The organism is Bacillus sp. V2I10 (genome assembly GCF_030817055.1).
In the GTDB taxonomy this organism is placed as follows: Bacteria; Bacillota; Bacilli; order Bacillales; family Bacillaceae; genus Bacillus_P.
Genome location: NZ_JAUSYV010000001.1, coordinates 2014324 through 2030496, shown reverse-complemented (window position 1 = coordinate 2030496; position 16173 = coordinate 2014324). Strand labels below are relative to the sequence as shown.

At 42.3% G+C, this 16173-nt stretch carries 20 protein-coding genes; 6 read left to right on the top strand and 14 right to left on the bottom strand.

What is annotated here, in order from left to right; all coding sequences use genetic code 11:
* Window positions 1-67: 67 nt before the first annotated feature.
* The 7 genes from ganS to QFZ72_RS10245 form a co-directional block, all read right to left on the bottom strand.
* Window positions 68-1342 carry an arabinogalactan oligomer ABC transporter substrate-binding protein GanS gene (gene ganS, locus QFZ72_RS10275; protein ID WP_307432690.1) on the bottom strand — a complete coding sequence of 425 codons (1275 nt, stop codon included), beginning with the start codon at window positions 1340-1342 and terminating at the stop codon, window positions 68-70.
* 149 nt (window positions 1343-1491) lie between these two features.
* Window positions 1492-2484 (bottom strand): galactan degradation operon transcriptional regulator GanR, encoded by a 993-nt coding sequence (locus tag QFZ72_RS10270; protein WP_307432687.1) that lies wholly within the window; start codon window positions 2482-2484, stop codon window positions 1492-1494.
* Between the two features lie 359 nt (window positions 2485-2843).
* Window positions 2844-2975: a hypothetical protein gene (locus QFZ72_RS10265; RefSeq protein ID WP_307432684.1), complete on the bottom strand. Its 132-nt coding sequence runs from the start codon at window positions 2973-2975 to the stop codon at window positions 2844-2846.
* Window positions 2976-3014: 39 nt separating this feature from the next.
* Window positions 3015-3269: a DUF3886 domain-containing protein gene (locus QFZ72_RS10260; RefSeq protein ID WP_307432681.1), complete on the bottom strand. Its 255-nt coding sequence runs from the start codon at window positions 3267-3269 to the stop codon at window positions 3015-3017.
* Window positions 3270-3321: 52 nt separating this feature from the next.
* Window positions 3322-3990, bottom strand: a complete 669-nt coding sequence (locus QFZ72_RS10255) for a CoA transferase subunit B (RefSeq protein ID WP_307432678.1) — start codon at window positions 3988-3990, stop codon at window positions 3322-3324.
* A 14-nt stretch (window positions 3991-4004) separates the two neighbouring features.
* Entirely contained in the window at window positions 4005-4700 is a 696-nt protein-coding gene (locus QFZ72_RS10250) for a CoA transferase subunit A (RefSeq protein ID WP_307432675.1), read from the bottom strand.
* A gap of 17 nt (window positions 4701-4717) precedes the next feature.
* Entirely contained in the window at window positions 4718-5905 is a 1188-nt protein-coding gene (locus QFZ72_RS10245; protein WP_307432673.1) for an acetyl-CoA C-acetyltransferase, read from the bottom strand.
* Window positions 5906-6285: 380 nt separating this feature from the next.
* On the opposite strand from QFZ72_RS10245, the gene QFZ72_RS10240 reads away from it, so the two are divergent.
* The gene (locus QFZ72_RS10240; RefSeq protein WP_307432670.1) at window positions 6286-7191 is read left to right on the top strand and encodes a hydroxymethylglutaryl-CoA lyase; all 906 of its coding nucleotides are present in this window, start codon (window positions 6286-6288) and stop codon (window positions 7189-7191) included.
* A 16-nt stretch (window positions 7192-7207) separates the two neighbouring features.
* Here QFZ72_RS10240 and QFZ72_RS10235 read toward each other — a convergent pair whose 3' ends face one another.
* Window positions 7208-7501 (bottom strand): DUF5316 domain-containing protein, encoded by a 294-nt coding sequence (locus QFZ72_RS10235; protein WP_307432667.1) that lies wholly within the window; start codon window positions 7499-7501, stop codon window positions 7208-7210.
* Between the two features lie 112 nt (window positions 7502-7613).
* Here QFZ72_RS10235 and QFZ72_RS10230 point away from each other — a divergent pair, with 112 nt between their 5' ends.
* Both QFZ72_RS10230 and QFZ72_RS10225 read left to right on the top strand, forming a co-directional pair.
* On the top strand, window positions 7614-7742 hold the full coding sequence (locus QFZ72_RS10230) for a hypothetical protein (protein WP_307432665.1): 129 nt from the start codon (window positions 7614-7616) through the stop codon (window positions 7740-7742).
* 116 nt (window positions 7743-7858) lie between these two features.
* Entirely contained in the window at window positions 7859-8785 is a 927-nt protein-coding gene (locus QFZ72_RS10225; protein ID WP_307432663.1) for an alpha/beta hydrolase, read from the top strand.
* 43 nt (window positions 8786-8828) lie between these two features.
* Here QFZ72_RS10225 and QFZ72_RS10220 read toward each other — a convergent pair whose 3' ends face one another.
* Together QFZ72_RS10220 and QFZ72_RS10215 are read right to left on the bottom strand one after the other, a co-directional pair.
* Window positions 8829-9071 (bottom strand): DUF2552 family protein, encoded by a 243-nt coding sequence (locus QFZ72_RS10220; RefSeq protein ID WP_070876733.1) that lies wholly within the window; start codon window positions 9069-9071, stop codon window positions 8829-8831.
* A gap of 13 nt (window positions 9072-9084) precedes the next feature.
* Entirely contained in the window at window positions 9085-9408 is a 324-nt protein-coding gene (locus QFZ72_RS10215) for an iron-sulfur cluster biosynthesis family protein (protein ID WP_307432660.1), read from the bottom strand.
* 136 nt (window positions 9409-9544) lie between these two features.
* Between QFZ72_RS10215 and QFZ72_RS10210 the strand changes: the two genes are divergently transcribed.
* Complete coding sequence (locus QFZ72_RS10210) at window positions 9545-9742, top strand: CDGSH iron-sulfur domain-containing protein (protein WP_307432658.1); 198 nt, start codon at window positions 9545-9547, stop codon at window positions 9740-9742.
* 280 nt (window positions 9743-10022) lie between these two features.
* Here QFZ72_RS10210 and QFZ72_RS10205 read toward each other — a convergent pair whose 3' ends face one another.
* Window positions 10023-10352, bottom strand: coding sequence for a YolD-like family protein (locus QFZ72_RS10205; protein ID WP_307432655.1), 330 nt, complete (start codon window positions 10350-10352; stop codon window positions 10023-10025).
* A 17-nt stretch (window positions 10353-10369) separates the two neighbouring features.
* Window positions 10370-11632 (bottom strand): Y-family DNA polymerase, encoded by a 1263-nt coding sequence (locus QFZ72_RS10200; protein WP_307432653.1) that lies wholly within the window; start codon window positions 11630-11632, stop codon window positions 10370-10372.
* Window positions 11633-11909: 277 nt separating this feature from the next.
* On the opposite strand from QFZ72_RS10200, the gene QFZ72_RS10195 reads away from it, so the two are divergent.
* Window positions 11910-12098, top strand: a complete 189-nt coding sequence (locus QFZ72_RS10195; RefSeq protein WP_307432650.1) for a YqzH family protein — start codon at window positions 11910-11912, stop codon at window positions 12096-12098.
* Between the two features lie 579 nt (window positions 12099-12677).
* Here QFZ72_RS10195 and QFZ72_RS10190 read toward each other — a convergent pair.
* Together QFZ72_RS10190 and QFZ72_RS10185 are read right to left on the bottom strand one after the other, a co-directional pair.
* Window positions 12678-13472 carry an SDR family NAD(P)-dependent oxidoreductase gene (locus QFZ72_RS10190; protein ID WP_307432646.1) on the bottom strand — a complete coding sequence of 265 codons (795 nt, stop codon included), beginning with the start codon at window positions 13470-13472 and terminating at the stop codon, window positions 12678-12680.
* Window positions 13465-14439, bottom strand: a complete 975-nt coding sequence (locus QFZ72_RS10185) for an MBL fold metallo-hydrolase (protein ID WP_307432643.1) — start codon at window positions 14437-14439, stop codon at window positions 13465-13467. The genes QFZ72_RS10190 and QFZ72_RS10185 overlap by 8 nt, the downstream gene beginning before the upstream one ends.
* 497 nt (window positions 14440-14936) lie before the next feature.
* Between QFZ72_RS10185 and proC the strand changes: the two genes are divergently transcribed.
* On the top strand, window positions 14937-15797 hold the full coding sequence (gene proC, locus QFZ72_RS10180; protein ID WP_307432640.1) for a pyrroline-5-carboxylate reductase: 861 nt from the start codon (window positions 14937-14939) through the stop codon (window positions 15795-15797).
* Window positions 15798-16173: the final 376 nt, after the last annotated feature.

The following is a 16173-nucleotide window of genomic DNA, read 5'->3' as shown; positions in this document are numbered from 1 at the left end:
TTTGTTCGTTTATATAATAAATGGTGTCAAACATACTTAGGCGTTTGACACCATTATTGTTTACGGATTATTTACCGCCATGTTTTGCTTCAATTTGCCCTTTAATCGTTTTAACAGCTTGGTTCAATGCAGCTTTTGGCTCTGCTTTACCTGTTGCAATTGTTTGCAGTGCTGCATCAGTTGGTGTCCAAACTTCATTCATTTCAGGAATATTTGGTGTAAGTACTGAGAACTGAGATTGTTCAGCCACGGCCTGTGCTGCTTCACTCTCTGTAACGACTGGATCATTTGCCAAAGCCTTTAGAGCTGGTACTTCTTTTCCAATTTCATATCTTTTCTTGGAATTTTCTTCGTTAGCCAGGAATTTAACCAACTCCTCTGCCAATTCAGCATTTTTTGAATAGGCGCTTACATTGTAGCTTTTTACTCCTACAAAGGCACTCATATTCTTGCCATTTGCAAGCTCTGGTAATTTTGCTACTCCATAATCAATTCCTGCTTTTGCAAAAGGTTCTAGATTCCACGGACCAGAAATAATCGCAGCAGCTTTACCTTCTGTAAAAAGGGATTCTAATACATTAATCCCCTTCTCTCCAACGATCCCAGCCGGGAATAAGCCTTCTTTGTAGAACTTCTGAATATACTTTGCACCTTCAATTGCACCTTCATTATTCAAACCGATATCAGATGCATCATAGTTACCGTTTGAATCAGCAAAAATGTATCCGCCATAGCCGCCCATTACACTTTGTGCATAATAGATTTGATCAAACAACGCTAAGAATCCAAATTTTTTGCCATCTGTTACTTCTTTTGAATACTCATACCATTCGTCAAGAGTTTTAGGCAGTTCTTCTTCCTTAATAAGCGCTTTATTATAGTAAAGCATTGTTGTTTCTACTGCTTTTGGCAAACCGTAAACTTTTCCGTCTACCATTTGAGATTGCATAGCAGCATCTGTATAGGCTGATTGAACATTCTCTTCAACTTTTAATTCTTTGATCAACCCTTCAGTAACAGCTGTTCCAATCTGGTCTCCTGGCATTGTAAGAACATCCGGTCCTGTACCGCCTGGTCCATCCAAACGTAAATCTTCTATTTGTTGTGCATATGCTTTTTCAACCACTTTTACTTTTACGTTATGTTCTTTTTCAAACTTGGCGATTGCATCCTTGATCCCATCGCCTTTCTCAATATCTTCCCAAACCACTAATTGTTCATTTTTAGATGCTTCCTTTGTATTTGAAGCTTCTTTATTGCTTGCCTGTGGTCCGCATGCTGCTAAAGATAAACTTAAAGCAACCGTACTCATCAGACCAAAATATTTTTTGAAATTCTTCATTGATCTTCATCCCCTCTTATAAAATGAAAGCGTTTAATAAAAATAATATAGCATTGATTTAAGAAAATTGTAAACAATTTATTTACTAAAAATAGTAAAATTATTTACCAAAATAAAAACGACCTTTTACTAGGTCGTTTTGGAGCCGTTTAATTTGTACTCTTTCTAAGCACTAAGTCAGCTCCCAGATATAAGGTTTTGACAACTTTACGTTTTTCAAGTACTTGTTCAAGCAGCAATTCGACTGCATTTTTACAGAGTTCCTTTAGATCAATATTAAAGGTAGTGAGTGGTGGTGATACGTATTTTGCAATACTAATATTATTTAAGCTGACTACACTAACTCGATTAGGAATAGCAATTCCAGATTCATTTAATGCCTGAAGACAGCCAACTGCAATTGGATCAGCAGCCGTAAAAAAAGCTGTAGGTAAATTATCTCCCAATTTATTTATGGCATCTTTCATCAATTGATAACCATTGTCTACGGAAAAACCTCTGTGACAAAAAATAAATTGCTCGTTTAATAAACCTTTTTCAGTCATATAGGAACGGAATGTTTTTTCGCGAATATCCATCTCATCTCTATCCGTGTTCGGGTTATGGTAGGTACCGCTAATCAAACCAATCTCGCTATGGCCCTTCTCAATGAAAAAGTCTACTGTTTTTTTTGTGATTTGAGCTAAGTCCGGCCTCACAGAATCATAAAAATTGGGATCAGGAGTTGAATCTATAAAAACTCCATAAGAAGTAACACTTCTTAGATGCTCTAGTTCTTTATCTGAAAATGAACCCACAGCAATAAATCCTTCTATTGTATCTGGAATTTTCGAAATTCCATCCGAAATTTTATAAGTAGTGAGTTCCACATTAAACTTTTTGGACCATTTTTCTATTTCCAGTCTCAACGTTTTATAATACACATCTTCTAATTCTTCCTTATCTGTCAACCAATACAAAAAAGCAATATTTTTTACTAGCTGCCTTACCGTCTTCTTCCGATAATTCAGTTTCTCTGCAACTTCGTATATTTTTTCCCGAGTCTCATCCGGAACCGAAAGGCTCACATCATTATTTAACACACGAGAAACGGTAGAAACAGAATACCCCGCCTCTTCTGCAATATCTTTAATTGTAGCCATTCTCATACCTCCAACATTCTATACATCTATTATACATATCTAAATCGGTTTGTATAAGTAAAATTTTTAACTGATTTTACTTTGTTTTTTTACTTAAAATAAGTAAATTCTATCATCAAAGTGTTGTATCTTCTAATGACACATAGTAAACTCTAGATAAATAATGAAGTATCGGGCGATAGTGCCTGAACTAACCATTAGGAGACATTATGAAAAAATTTTAGACGATTTGATTACTGAATCTCAAAGGACGCTTTTCAATACAATGAGAACTCCCAGATCCTTTTTTGCCCCTGGTAGAATCTATACAACTATGACATTAATGCTATGGTAAGTATACCTATCATTTTATTTAAGGATTACATCTCTTGATTGGTAAAAGTAAGAGATGAAAGGCAAATCACCTTTGGGGTAATGGCGTTTTCAGGTTGTTTCATCTTCTTTTCAAAAAATTTTGCTGCTATTTCCGGTTCTTGTTTCTTAATGTACAAAAAAATGCCTCCGCGGATTGTGGAGGCATTTTTCATCAGTTATTTATAATCAGACCACTTCATATTGCTGTCATTGAGCAGCTCTTCAAAGCTTTTGTTCTTCTCTTTTTCTTTTTTCTCTTTGATTTTTTGAAGTCGTTCTTGCTCTGCCTTCTGCTCCTGTTCTTCCATCAAGCCTTTTTTCATGTTTGATAGCTTTTGGAACAAGTCAGACTCAATATGATCCTTTAAGTTTAAGTTATCTTCTGTTTTTTTAGGCTGAGGTCTATGCTGCTTTTTTTGTTTTTTTGCCATGATGATCACTCCCGTATCCTCAAGGTATTTAATAGAAAGCGATTTGACCCTTTTAATAAGCATCAAGCTTTACATCGTCTCCGATAATCAGCGCAGGATCTGTAGATTTTATGATATCTTCGATCGTGTAGCCTTTTGCCACTTCAACAAGCTTCAGTCCAAGCTCAGTCACATCTATGACAGCCTGATCTGTAATAATGCGGTGGACAACCTGTTTCCCAGTAAGAGGCAAAGTGCACTCATTCAGAATTTTTGGTTCGCCCGTTTTGTTTACATGCTCCATGATGACAATGATTCTTTTTGCGCCATGAACTAAATCCATGGCACCTCCCATTCCTTTAATCATCTTGCCTGGAATCATCCAGTTTGCGAGGTCTCCGGTTTCGGATACTTCCATTCCCCCGAGAATAGCCACATTGACGTGTCCTCCGCGGATCATGGCGAATGACTCAGCACTGTCAAAATAAGCAGAACCCGGAATAGCCGTTACGGTTTCTTTTCCTGCATTAATTAAGTCAGGGTCCACATCTGCTTCTTTAGGATAGGGTCCAATTCCAAGAAGTCCATTTTCAGATTGAAGAACAACCTGTTTGTTTTCGCTGATATAATTGGCAACAAGTGTCGGCATGCCGATTCCCAAGTTGACATAGAAACCGTTTTCAATTTCCTGTTCTGCTCTTCTTGCGATTTTTTCACGTACTCCTGCTTTATTCTGTATCATCGCTTTGCCTCCTGTCATCCTGTCTTTTGAACCGTTAACCGTTCAATGCGTTTTTGCTGTTCACCGAGTATCAAGGATTGTACATAAATGCCTGGAGTGTGAATCTCACTTGGACCAATCTCTCCAACTTCAACAAGTTCTTCCATTTCAGCAATCGTCACTTTTCCGGCTGCCGCAATCATCGGATTGAAGTTTTGAGCTGTTTTATTGTAAAGCAAATTGCCCATCTTATCTGCCTTCCATGCACGGACAAGACTGAAATCTGCCGTTAGCGCTTCTTCCAGCAAATACTCTTTTCCCCCGAAGCTGCGCGTCTCTTTACCTTCTGCGATTGGTGTGCCTACACCTGCAGGCGTGTAGAAAGCCGGGATACCTGCACCGCCTGCCCGGATTTTTTCAGCGAGCGTTCCCTGCGGGACAAGTTCAACTTCCATTTCGCCTGAAAGCACCTGACGTTCAAATTCTTTATTTTCGCCAACATATGAGCTGATCATTTTTTTTATTTGCTTATTTTTAAGAAGCAGGCCAAGCCCCCAGTCATCTACTCCGCAGTTGTTAGAGATGATCGTTAAATCCTTTACGCCTGTTTCTACTAAAGCAAGAATCAAATTCTCAGGAATTCCGCATAAGCCGAACCCGCCAACCATTAATGTTGATCCGTCTTTAATGTCTTTCACTGCGTCTGTAAAAGATGTATGCACCGTTTTCATTTATTTCACCCCAGGAATTATAGATTTTCAATGATTGTTGCTACGCCTTGTCCCCCGCCGATGCAAAGTGTCGCCAAGCCTCGTTTTGCATCTCTGCGTTTCATTTCGTGTATGAGTGTAACAAGAATTCTTGTGCCGCTTGCTCCGATTGGATGTCCAAGAGCAATTGCCCCCCCGTTTACATTCAGCTTTTCTTTATCAAAATGAAGTTCGCGGTCAACCGCGATGGATTGTGCTGCGAATGCTTCGTTTGCTTCAACAAGATCAATATCCTTCATGCTGAGTCCGCTCTTCTTAAAGGCTTTTTGCACTGCTGCAACCGGTCCAATTCCCATGATGCTTGGATCTACACCCGCGTTTCCATTAGCTGTAATTTTAACCAGCGGCAAAATGCCAAGCTCGTCTGCTTTTTTCCGGCTCATCACAACTACAGCAGCTGCGCCATCATTTATTCCAGATGCATTGCCGGCTGTTACTGATCCGTCTTTTTTGAAAGCCGCCCGCAATCCGCCAAGCTTTTCAGCTGTTGAACCCGCTCGCGGAAACTCGTCCGTATCAAATGTGACGGCATCTCCTTTGCGCTGCGGGATAACTACTGGCGTAATTTCATCTTTGAACGTTCCAGCCTGAATAGCATCTGTTGCCTTTTTCTGGCTCCAGGCAGCAAATTCATCCTGCTCTTCTCTTGAAATTTCATATTTATCGCATAAATTTTCAGCAGTTACTCCCATATGATAATTGTTGAAAGCACACGTTAACCCGTCGGAAACCATTGTGTCAATCAGCTTTTGATCACCCATTTTGAATCCGTCGCGTGCATTTTTTAATATGTACGGTGCCTGGCTCATATTTTCCATTCCGCCGGCTACGATTATGTCAGCATCTCCTGACAGTATTGCCTGTGCAGCAAGGTGAACCGTCTTCAGCCCTGAACCGCAAACTTTATTGATTGTCATAGAAGGAATGTTTTCCGGCAATCCTGCTTTAATAGCTGCTTGTCGTGCAGGATTTTGGCCAAGGCCTGCCTGAAGGACATTCCCCATAATGACCTCGTCCACCTGCTCCCCTTTTAATCCCGCTTTTTCGAGAGCGTCTTTAATGACGATGGCTCCAAGCTCAGGAGCAGATACACCCTTCAGCGATCCCCCAAAACTTCCAATTGCCGTACGGACTGCACTTACGATGACCACTTCATTGTTGCTCATTTTCTCATTCATCCCCTTTTTTCATTGGTTCATAGATTGGTTTCGCTAAATAAAGATAAATTCCTTCAAAATTTTCAAGATTCAAATTTCATTTGCATCTAATGCCAGTAAACTACTAATATAGAAATATGTAAACCCTTTTACTAGGATAGCGGAACCGACTGTCAGCGCAGGCAGACAGAAAAGGATCCGACAGAAAAGGCGCTTTTTGCCTTTGCTGGCGGAGCCGTTCTGGCCGAGGAGCCAGGAGGCGGAGCTGGACACCACAGAAAAGCGGAACCGCCATTTGCTTCGCAACATAAATTCCACTCAGGCTGCGCCAAGACCCGCTGCAGGCATCTATCTGCTTACACTCATTTTAGAAAGGCTGGTGTTTCAAGTTGAATCTTCCTGAACAGGTGACATTAATTGAAGTTGGCCCGCGAGATGGGCTTCAAAATGAAAAAAATGAAATTCCGACCGATATTAAGGTTCAGTTTATCAAGGAGTTAAAAAAAGCAGGATTTAAGGAAATGGAGCTGACATCATTTGTTTCTCCCAAGTGGGTTCCCCAATTGAAGGATGCGGGAGATATTATTAAATACTGCACAGATGAGAGTCGAAATCTTGTGCTGATTCCGAACGAAAAAGGCGTGGTGCGGGCAAAAGAGGCAAAGTGCCGGGATTTAGCCTTCTTCGTGGGTGTAAGCGAGTCCTTTAATTTAAAGAATATTAATTCAACAACGAAAGAAAGCATGGAAAAGCTTTTGCCCCTGATCCGTGAGTTAAAAGGAGAAGGATACTTTGTTCGGGCCTGTATTTCCACTGCTTTCTACTGTCCGTATGAAGGAAAAATTCATCCTGATGCTGTTCTGAACATATGCCAGCAGTTTGCGGATGCCGGAGTGGATGATTTAAGTGTGGCTGATACAATTGGAATGGCAAATCCCCTTGAGGTTTATGAGCTTTTTTCCAGCTTGAAAGCTCAATTTCCTGACATGCTGCTGACAGCCCATTTTCACGATACGCGCGGCATGGCACTGGCGAATATTTATGCTGCTTTGCAGGCTGGAGTCGACAGATTTGACACTTCGGCCGGCGGACTTGGAGGCTGTCCGTTTGCACCGGGCGCCACTGGAAATGCAGCGACTGAAGATGTTCTTCATATGCTTAAGTCCATGAACATTGAGACTGGGATTGAGATGAATCAGCTTTTAAAAGCAGTTGAAGTGATTGAGCCCCATCTTGCAGGAGCGATACAAAGCAAACAGTTTCAGCTGAGCAAACGGGAGAATGCGGTTAAGTAAGAAATACGGAAAAGGCTTAAATAAAGAGAATAAATGCGGAAACAATGGCGGCAGCAGAGCTTGGCAAACCTAATAAAAACAGCTGGATGGCCCAGTTTGTTCTCGCTTCCCTGTGCTCCTTTGTTTCTGAATGATAATTAGCTCTTATACGGTCTCCGCCGAGAAATACATTTGTCAGCAGGCCGGAGATCCCGAAGCAAATGAGGACAACTCCGGACATCATGATGAAAAACAATTGAAGATCCTTTGCAGCAAAACTGATGATACCCGCTATACATGCAGTTACAATTCCGTTTCCCAATGCTTTCATGTTTTCACGCTCCTTTCTCGTTATACGTATTGGATAAGCAGGATGTTTCATTTAGCCGTATAATTTCTTTTCTTTTTCCAAACGTTAGGATTATAGAAAGGAGCGAGGTCTCATGTCACAAGAAAAAAGTTCTAAAAGTCAAAAAGGTAAACCAAATGCTGATACAGTAAAGAAAACGATAGCGTTTGAAGAAATGGAAAAGGCTGTACATCCGACAAAGCGGCAAAATTCTGAACAGTGATCATGCAGCAAGCCGTCCTGGCTTGCTTTTTTTTGCCGGAATGCGGCTATCCTTATTTCCCGTCCGCCTTTCCTCATGCTAAAATAATTTCATAACCTTTGAGAGGAAGAATGCAGATGAAAAAATGGCTGATCGGAGCAGGCATTGTTCTCTCCTATATTTTTATCGTGGGATTCTTTTTTACCAATCAGATGATGTATATGAAAAAGAAGACGGATAAAGAAATTATTGACCGTGAAAAAAAGGACGGACATTACGATGAGAAGGAATATGATTCTTATAACAAAATTGAAGTTTCCATCCCTTCGAAATTCGGCTATGACATTAAAGGCATGCTCATCGCCCCTCATAAAACCTATTCATATGTGATTATTTGCCACGGAGTCACGATGAACCGGTATAATTCCATCAAGTACATGAAGCTCTTTTTAAACAGGGGGATGAACGTGCTGATTTATGATCACCGCCGACACGGGGAAACGGGCGGCAAAACGACGAGCTTTGGACATTATGAAAAATTTGACTTGCAGTCTGTTGTGCACTGGCTGAAAGATCGGGTTGGCGATGAACTGCATCTCGGTATTCACGGAGAATCAATGGGAGCTGTTACCACGCTGCTTTATGCAGGTCTGGTTGAAGACGGGGCTGATTATTATATTGCCGATTGCCCATTTTCTGATTTACAAGAGCAGCTGCTGTACCGCTTAAAATCTGATTTTCGTCTTCCCGGCTATTTAGTCATGCCGATAGCAAGACGGTTTCTTAAGCTGCGCGACGGCTATTCTCTGCAGGATGTCTCCCCCATTGCTGTAATTGACCGGATCCATCATCCTGTTTTATTTATTCACAGCAAGGACGACGATTACATACCAGCTGCGATGACACAGCAATTGTTTGATAAAAAGCCTGGCTTCAAAAAGATTTACTTTGCTGAAAAAGGCGCGCATGCTATGTCCTATACCGAAAACCGGGAAGAATATGAACGCATCATTGATGAGTTTTTTGAGGAATTGAAGAAAAAACGGCATACTGCCAAGCTATAAGAGAAATGCCCGGATTCAGGGCCCTGAATCCGGGCATTTCGTTTTAACCAAGAACATCTGTTATTTCTTTCATGTTTTCACCCATATAGGCGATGGCTTCGTCAATCGTGGCAAACTCTTTTGCCTCAAAGGTCATTTCATCCTGCAGAAGCCAGACATCTTTCTTATCCTCGTATACTCCGCCGATGGACCAATGAAGCAGAGTATAAGGATGATTGCTGTTTAAAAAGGAAACCCATGTTTTATTCAATGCAATATTTTTTAGTGACGTTAAGCGATCCTTCATCTTTTTCTCCACCTCACTTTACTGTCAAGCTCATGCGGGGATTCAAGAATTGCGAAGGACATGTCAGCATGTATGTGTTTGCTGTTTCATTAAAATCGATGGTCATTTTTTCATCTAAGAAAACCATTTTAGATTTCTCAACAAGAACTGGAAATGCGTTTGTTTCGATTTCCAGATCATCACTGTCTTTTTCATCTATGAGCCAAAGTGCCGTAACACCGCTGACAACGCAGCCGCAGCCGTCTGTATCATATTTTAGTTTGATGTGCTTACTTGAATTCTCCTGCACGTTCCCTGAAATTTTTTTGATTGCACGATCTGTCCATTTTATTTCCATCATCTATGTCTCCTCATTTCAGCTTGCTTACGGTCATTTTATCATAAGTTTCCAAAACACGCATGAGAGCTTGCTTTGTCACATTAGAATACCCGAATGAATACTTGTGTGTATAGATAAAAGGAGGTTATAAAAGATGGATAAAGCTCAAATTAAAGTGAATAATAATGGATCTCTTCGTGTCACCGGTGATGTGGAATTAGTTGACGCAGAGGGCAACGTGTTTCAAACGAAACAAAGCTTTTCCCTATGCCGCTGCGGGTTATCAAAGAGGATGCCGTTTTGTGATGGATCTCATAAGGGTATGTTTCAGTCGGTTGTACGCGCTGAATAACAAGCCGGCTGACAAATTCACTATACTGAAAAAGCTTTATAGCTAAAAACCTGATTTTATTAGCAGTTTCGAGATTTTTATTAGCCAAACTTCTGATTTTTATAGCTGAATTGCCATTTTTATTAGTCAAAAGGCTTTTTGGACAAAATCCGTTTATTCTTTTTCCAGCCGTTTTTCTCTTTTATTAGCTGAAGTTATTCTTTTCTAGTTAACTTTTTCACTTTCATGCGGAGCCCCGATAATTCTGCAAAAACAAAATAGGACTGTCTCAAAAGACAGTCTATTTCTCGCGGATATCTGTTATTTTGTTCAATGGCAGATCCAAGCGGGCTTCTTCTCCATTCACGATCCGAATGCATCCGCTGATTGGATCTACATAATGCACATATCCTTCCTGCACATGAAAACCATGATTTTCATAGTACGTAAAAGCAAGCTCACGGTTTTCTTCCATGGCAAGACTGATCAATTCATTGAAATGCTCCAGCTGCTGCTCATCCACCGCAGGCTTTGCTGCATATCCCTGTTCGATCTCGAGCTCCCGCAAAATTTTCACATGCTCAGGCAGCATCATGGATGTCCATTTGATATTGCCCCGATCCCGAATCATGACGATCCCTCCTTTTGTTAAGCTTTGTGTCCGCCGACAAGCTTGGCGCGGTGCCTCGCGGTGCCGGCGTTTGTATAGGAAACGGCGCGCAGCAGGGCATTTGAGCCGTATTTCCCCCGAATGGAGTCCATCACATAACCGAGGATCTGTTCTTTTTCACGGTTAGGCTGAAACAAATCCAGCTGCATTTCGGCATCATCTTCAATATTGGACAGAGCAATTGAAATTTTACGGACGGTTTTATTTGCATAAAATTGATCAAATAATGCGATGCATGTTTCGTAAAGCTCCATTGTGATATTGGTCGGCTGGCGCATCGTCCGGGAGCGGTGAAATCCGCCTCCAAGTTCATCGTGACTATAGCCGATCCCAAGGCTGACCGTTCTCCCAGCTTTCCGGTGGCTGCGTGCTCTTCTTGCGACCTCCTCGCACATCTCAAGGATGACATGCTTCACTTCTTTTGGGTCGGGATAGTCCCGCATTAAGATCTGACTTTTGCCGAAGCTGATCTGCCCCTGCAGAATCGGTGCCCCAATTTCAGACAGGTCAACGCCCCAAGCATGATAATAGAGCTGATTTCCCATAATGCCAAATTTCTTCTCCAGCACCTCAAGCGGATGACGCGCAAGCTGCCCCACATTAAAGATTCCCATCCGGTTCAGCGTTTTTTCAACCTGGCTGCCGATGCCCCACATCTCCCGAAGCGGCGCGACCTTCCAGAGCTTTTCCTTCACATCATCGTACGTCCATTCCGCAATTCCTTTTTTCTTCGCCTCCAAATCAAGGCAGATTTTAGAGAGCAGCATATTAGGACCGATGCCAATCGCACACGGGAGGGAAAATTCGCGTTCCATATCATCTCTGATTTTGTCTGCAATGGTCCAGGCATCTCCCCATATCCCCTCGACTCCATCGACTTGAATAAAGCTCTCGTCCACACTGTACGTATGGATGGCATCCTTTGGAACGTACCGGTGGAACAGACGCGTAAGTTCGGTTGAGATCCGGACAAAGGATGCCATCTTTGCATTTACAATGTGAATGCGGGGATCTTTTGGAATTTCGAACAAACGAGATCCGGTTTTAATGCCAAATTCCTTTTTCAGACAGGGTGAAGCTGCAAGCACAATGCTCCCCTGCCGCTTTGTATCGCCGACAACAGCTAAATGGCATGTCAGCGGATCGAGTCCATACAGGACCGCTGCGCAGCTTGCATAAAAGCTTTTCATGTCAATGCACAGAATTTTTCGTTTTGGAAATTGACTGTAATCCTCAATCATAGTTCTTACTCCCTATAACAGAATATATGTTCGTGTTTATTATATGATTTATAGTAAGCGAATATACGTTCGATTTCAATGGTAGTTTTCGCCAAGAAAAGCGGACCCGGCTGCTTAGCGCAGGCAGACAGAAAAGAAAAGGCGCTTTTTGCCTTTACTGGCGGATCCGTTCTGGCCGAGGAGTCAGGAGGTGGAGCTGGACATCAAGAAAAGCAAAAGTGACTGCTTGGCATCCGCTGAAAACCCGCTTATAATCATGTGTAAGAAGAGGTGGAACATGGACGAAAAGTGGATTTATAAAATGATTCAGCAATCCTTTCAGCAGTATGAGCTAGAGGGATCGCTTAGTGAAAAAGAAGCACATGAACTTGTTGCAAAAGTAATAGAAAAAAAGCAAGAAGAAACGGAATGGTTTGAAATAGTTGAGGATGTTGTGTATGGGTATGTGACGAATCAGGAGTTATAGACAGAAAAGCGGAACCGACTGTTTAACTCCGACAGACAGAAAAGGATCCGACAGAAAAGGCGCTTTTTGCCTTTGCTGGCGGATCCGTTCTGGCCGAGGAGTTAGGAGGTGGAACTGGACACCGAGAAAAGCGGAACCGGCCATTCAGATATGGCAGGGAGATAAGAACTCAAGAGAAAAGGCCAGGTTTGACCCAGCCGCTTGTATCATACAGCCAAAATGAGGATTTTTACAGCCATTTTTTAAAAATCTTTCAGCCGTTTTCGGATTTAATTCAGCCAAAGCGTTTTTTTTTTGCTTCAGCCGTTTTCAGCTGAATGCCGCAAGCAGAGAAATTCCGCCGGAAAGCGAACAGCACAATGTTATTATCCGGAATTCCTCTTTATTTAGCCGCTTTGTTGATTTTTTAGCGCTTTTTAGGAATTTTTTTCCGGGCATTTGTTGATTAGCCAAATTTCAGAGTATCTCTCAGTTCATTTTAAATAGCAGCTGAAAGTTGCTTTATGGGGTCATCCGCTCAGTGGTATATTACGCCAGCCCCTGTAAAAGCACAAAACCGGCCGATGGGCCGGTTTTGTTTTATTTCCTTGATAACGCCTTCCCCGCCACTTTTTCAAACAAACGGGGCATAAGCTGATAAAAACTGCTGCCCGCATTCATCCAGCCGGGCAAGTTAATTTCACGCCTGTCAGTGAGCATGGAGCCCACAATCTTCTCTGACACCCTATCAGGATTCAGCATAAAACGCTCCACATTTTTTACATAGTTGCCGCTTTGGTCCGCGATTTCGAAAAAGTCTGTTTTAATAGGCCCCGGATTAACCGAAGTGACATGAATATTCGTTTCTAAAAGCTCCATCCGCAGGCTGTTTGTAAACCCGAGTACGGCATGCTTGGAAGCAGCATACAAGCTTGATTTAGGCGTGGCAAGCTTTCCTGCCTGTGAAGCGATATTGATGATATGGCCATCGTTTCGCTTCTTCATGGAAGGAAGCACCATTTTTGTGCATGCGATTAAGCCGAAGACGTTCACTTCAAACATTGATTTCATTTCCTCAAGAGTAGCATCCAGAACGGTGTTGAAAATACCGAATCCGGCATTATTAACGAGAATATCAATTTGCGGAATGTCACTCATCATCCGGTCAAATGTCTGCTGAACAGCATTCAGATCACTGACATCCAGCTGATAGTAAAGACACGAAACATGGTAGTTTTTTGTAATATGTTCCGCAGCAGCAGCCAGACGGTCCGATCTTCTGGCAAGTAAAATGGGATGTCCGCCGCTCTTGGCCACGAGCACCGCCATTTTTTCGCCAATTCCACCCGACGCTCCTGTTACGACTACGTAGCGGTTTTTCAGTTTTTCATTCATTTTGTACACCCCAGCAAGAATAAATTTTCTTTGCTCCCTCCATATGCCCTTTAATTTCTCCCAATGCCTCTAAATAATCCAGCTGCCCGACCGTTTCCGACATTGTAAGCATCAATTGTCTTTTATAAAGATGCGGAAAGAGCCTCTGACAAGCTTCAAATGCTGTCATCGGTTTTTCTTTTATAGAGCTGCGCACTTCAAATGCACGTTCCGCCTGTTTTTTCAAGCGATAGCGAATGAGTTCATGCGGCTGCAGCACCGTTTCCCCATGCCCTGAAAATACGTTTGAAATTGGAATTTTCAGCAGGGATTTAAATGATTCATTAAATTGAATCTGAGGTCTTGGCCGCTCTCCCCCATCCATTGGAGGCTCAAGCAGCGGATTTGCCGAAATATGCTGAAGAAGATGATCGCCGCCAAACATCAGGCCATCCTCCGCGCGATAAAGGGCGATATGCGTTTGGGCATGCCCCGGGGTTTCAATCACATGCCAGCCGTCCATGCCTGGAACAGAGTCTCCTTCCCTTAGAGATGATGTTAAGTTCCGCTTGCATGCATATTTCAACGACGAATCAAACTGAGCCAAATAAGGAAGCAGCTGCTCATCAATGCCAAATTCCGTGAACAGTTTCATAAAGAATTCTTTTTGAGCAGTCATAAATGACTCATCCTGTATGATCCAAGGCGCATTATATGGGTGTCCGGTCACATCCACCGATTGAGGCAGGTAATCAAGCAGCCCGACATGATCTGGATGATGATGCGTCAGAATGACCTGTTCAATGTCTTCAATCCTGTATCCGGCCTGCTCCATTTGAGTATTCAGGGCAGAGAGGGCTTCGGGTGTTTTAGGTCCGGCATCAATCAGTGTCAGCCTATCTCCTTTAACAAGGTATATATTCACATCTCCTACTGGAAAAGGAGTCGGCAAGGTTATTTTGATGATCCTATCTGATTTCGTTTTCATACCATCTTCCTCATTTGTTATTTTTATATAAGTCTAATATATTCAACGCATGAATTATGAATGTTTATTCATTAATTATATAGCTTATTTTACACGTTCACTGCAAATGTGTCATTATTTTCAAATAATTCATTGCAGAAATAGGAAAAAAATCCGCTTGACAAACCCTTGTCTAACCTCGCATAATGATGAACAAATAACTTAAATGCACGAATGCAGGAAAAATATAGATTGAGCAATGAACAGGAATAGTAAATCAAGCAATGATAAACAGAGAGTGAAATCCGCCGGCTGAAAGGTTTCACCATCCTCTTGCTGATTGAACCTGCCCTGTGAGCTCTCAGGCAAACTTGACGTGATCCCTCGTTACGGGATATTAAGTTGGGGTCATGCATCGCGCATTTCCCAATGAAGGTGGTACCGCGGAAACCTTTTCGTCCTTTATTTTTAATTGGATGAAAAGGTTTTTTTATTTTTCAAAATAAGGAGGAATTCACATGAAACACATCGCATTTGTAGGTGCAGGATCAATGGCAGAGGCCATCATTAACGGATTAATCAGCGGCGGTGTCTGCCTCCCTGAACATATAAAAGTCACAAATCGCTCAAGCAGAGAAAGGCTGAACTTTCTCAATCAAGCTTACGGAGTTTCGGTTACAAAAAACAAACAGGAAACAGTTGAAGGTGCTTCCATTATTATCCTTGCAATGAAACCAAAAGATGTTAAAGCAGGTATCGAAAGCATCCGGGATTATGTGGACAGCAGTCAGGTCATTATTTCCGTTCTCGCCGGCATCTCGAGTGAAACCATCAGGGAGCTTTTCGGAAAAGAGCTGTCCATTATCCGGGCGATGCCAAATACATCGGCTGCGATTCAGAGATCGGCAACAGCACTTGCATGCAATTCAGCGGTAACAGCGGATCAGCTGAAGCAGGCAACCGGACTTTTTGAAGCAATCGGGACTGTTACCCGTGTTTTAGAACACCAGCTGGATGCAGTAACAGGCCTTTCCGGAAGCGGCCCTGCTTACGTTTATTACATCGCAGAAGCGCTTGAAAAAGCAGCTGCAGAAACCGGCCTTGAAAAAGAGACAGCGAAAGCATTGATTGCGCAGACTCTGCTCGGGGCAGCAGAAATGCTCCTTACTTCACAAAAAGAGCCTGCGCTTCTCCGAAAAGAAGTAACAAGTCCTGGGGGCACGACTGAAGCCGGCATAGAAAAACTGGAGGAATATCAAGTCAGCGAAGCAATTGCTGCCTGTATTAACAGAGCGACTGAGCGATCGCAAGAGCTCAGAGAGATATTTGCAAAAAATGCATTAAAAGAGCATATTTTAAGTGATTTGGTGCAGGAATAACAGCGGGGCGTTGAAGTAAAAAAGACAAGGTCAGACAAAGCAAAATATGTGCCGAATGGAAAAGGCTGATGAAGCCATTGCAATATATAAAAATTGTTCCCGCATGGCAGACACGGCTGAAGGATTTGCAGATTTTCTCCTTCTACAAAACGATAAGTGTAAAGAAGTGCTCCCCTGAGCTGAAATCGAGGACAAAGAGACAGTGTCAGCCTATTTTTTAGATGCTGGCACCCACTCGCTTTTAATAGAAAATGAGAAATAATGAGAAACGGGGTGTTCTGTTTTGAAGAATTCTCAAGCTCTGGAGTTTGCTCAATTGTTATTGAATGGCGATGAGCATGCAGTACAATTAATCAAAGCCCACAGTACCTGGCAC

Excerpts from the sequence above, each read along its gene's own strand:
- QFZ72_RS10255 (WP_307432678.1), bottom strand. The coding sequence starts at position 3,990 with ATGATACAGAATAAAGCAGGAGTACGTGAAAAAATCGCAAGAAGAGCA.
- QFZ72_RS10245 (WP_307432673.1), bottom strand. The coding sequence starts at position 5,905 with ATGAGCAACAATGAAGTGGTCATCGTAAGTGCAGTCCGTACGGCAATT.
- QFZ72_RS10225 (WP_307432663.1), top strand. The coding sequence starts at position 7,859 with ATGAAAAAATGGCTGATCGGAGCAGGCATTGTTCTCTCCTATATTTTT.
- QFZ72_RS10210 (WP_307432658.1), top strand. The coding sequence starts at position 9,545 with ATGGATAAAGCTCAAATTAAAGTGAATAATAATGGATCTCTTCGTGTC.
- QFZ72_RS10195 (WP_307432650.1), top strand. The coding sequence starts at position 11,910 with ATGGACGAAAAGTGGATTTATAAAATGATTCAGCAATCCTTTCAGCAG.
- QFZ72_RS10260 (WP_307432681.1), bottom strand. The coding sequence starts at position 3,269 with ATGGCAAAAAAACAAAAAAAGCAGCATAGACCTCAGCCTAAAAAAACA.
- ganS (WP_307432690.1), bottom strand. The coding sequence starts at position 1,342 with ATGAAGAATTTCAAAAAATATTTTGGTCTGATGAGTACGGTTGCTTTA.
- QFZ72_RS10185 (WP_307432643.1), bottom strand. The coding sequence starts at position 14,439 with ATGAAAACGAAATCAGATAGGATCATCAAAATAACCTTGCCGACTCCT.
- proC (WP_307432640.1), top strand. The coding sequence starts at position 14,937 with ATGAAACACATCGCATTTGTAGGTGCAGGATCAATGGCAGAGGCCATC.
- QFZ72_RS10220 (WP_070876733.1), bottom strand. The coding sequence starts at position 9,071 with ATGAAGGATCGCTTAACGTCACTAAAAAATATTGCATTGAATAAAACA.
- QFZ72_RS10270 (WP_307432687.1), bottom strand. The coding sequence starts at position 2,484 with ATGGCTACAATTAAAGATATTGCAGAAGAGGCGGGGTATTCTGTTTCT.
- QFZ72_RS10205 (WP_307432655.1), bottom strand. The coding sequence starts at position 10,352 with ATGATTCGGGATCGGGGCAATATCAAATGGACATCCATGATGCTGCCT.
- QFZ72_RS10250 (WP_307432675.1), bottom strand. The coding sequence starts at position 4,700 with ATGAAAACGGTGCATACATCTTTTACAGACGCAGTGAAAGACATTAAA.
- QFZ72_RS10215 (WP_307432660.1), bottom strand. The coding sequence starts at position 9,408 with ATGGAAATAAAATGGACAGATCGTGCAATCAAAAAAATTTCAGGGAAC.
- QFZ72_RS10235 (WP_307432667.1), bottom strand. The coding sequence starts at position 7,501 with ATGAAAGCATTGGGAAACGGAATTGTAACTGCATGTATAGCGGGTATC.
- QFZ72_RS10200 (WP_307432653.1), bottom strand. The coding sequence starts at position 11,632 with ATGATTGAGGATTACAGTCAATTTCCAAAACGAAAAATTCTGTGCATT.
- QFZ72_RS10230 (WP_307432665.1), top strand. The coding sequence starts at position 7,614 with ATGTCACAAGAAAAAAGTTCTAAAAGTCAAAAAGGTAAACCAAATGCT.
- QFZ72_RS10190 (WP_307432646.1), bottom strand. The coding sequence starts at position 13,472 with ATGAATGAAAAACTGAAAAACCGCTACGTAGTCGTAACAGGAGCGTCG.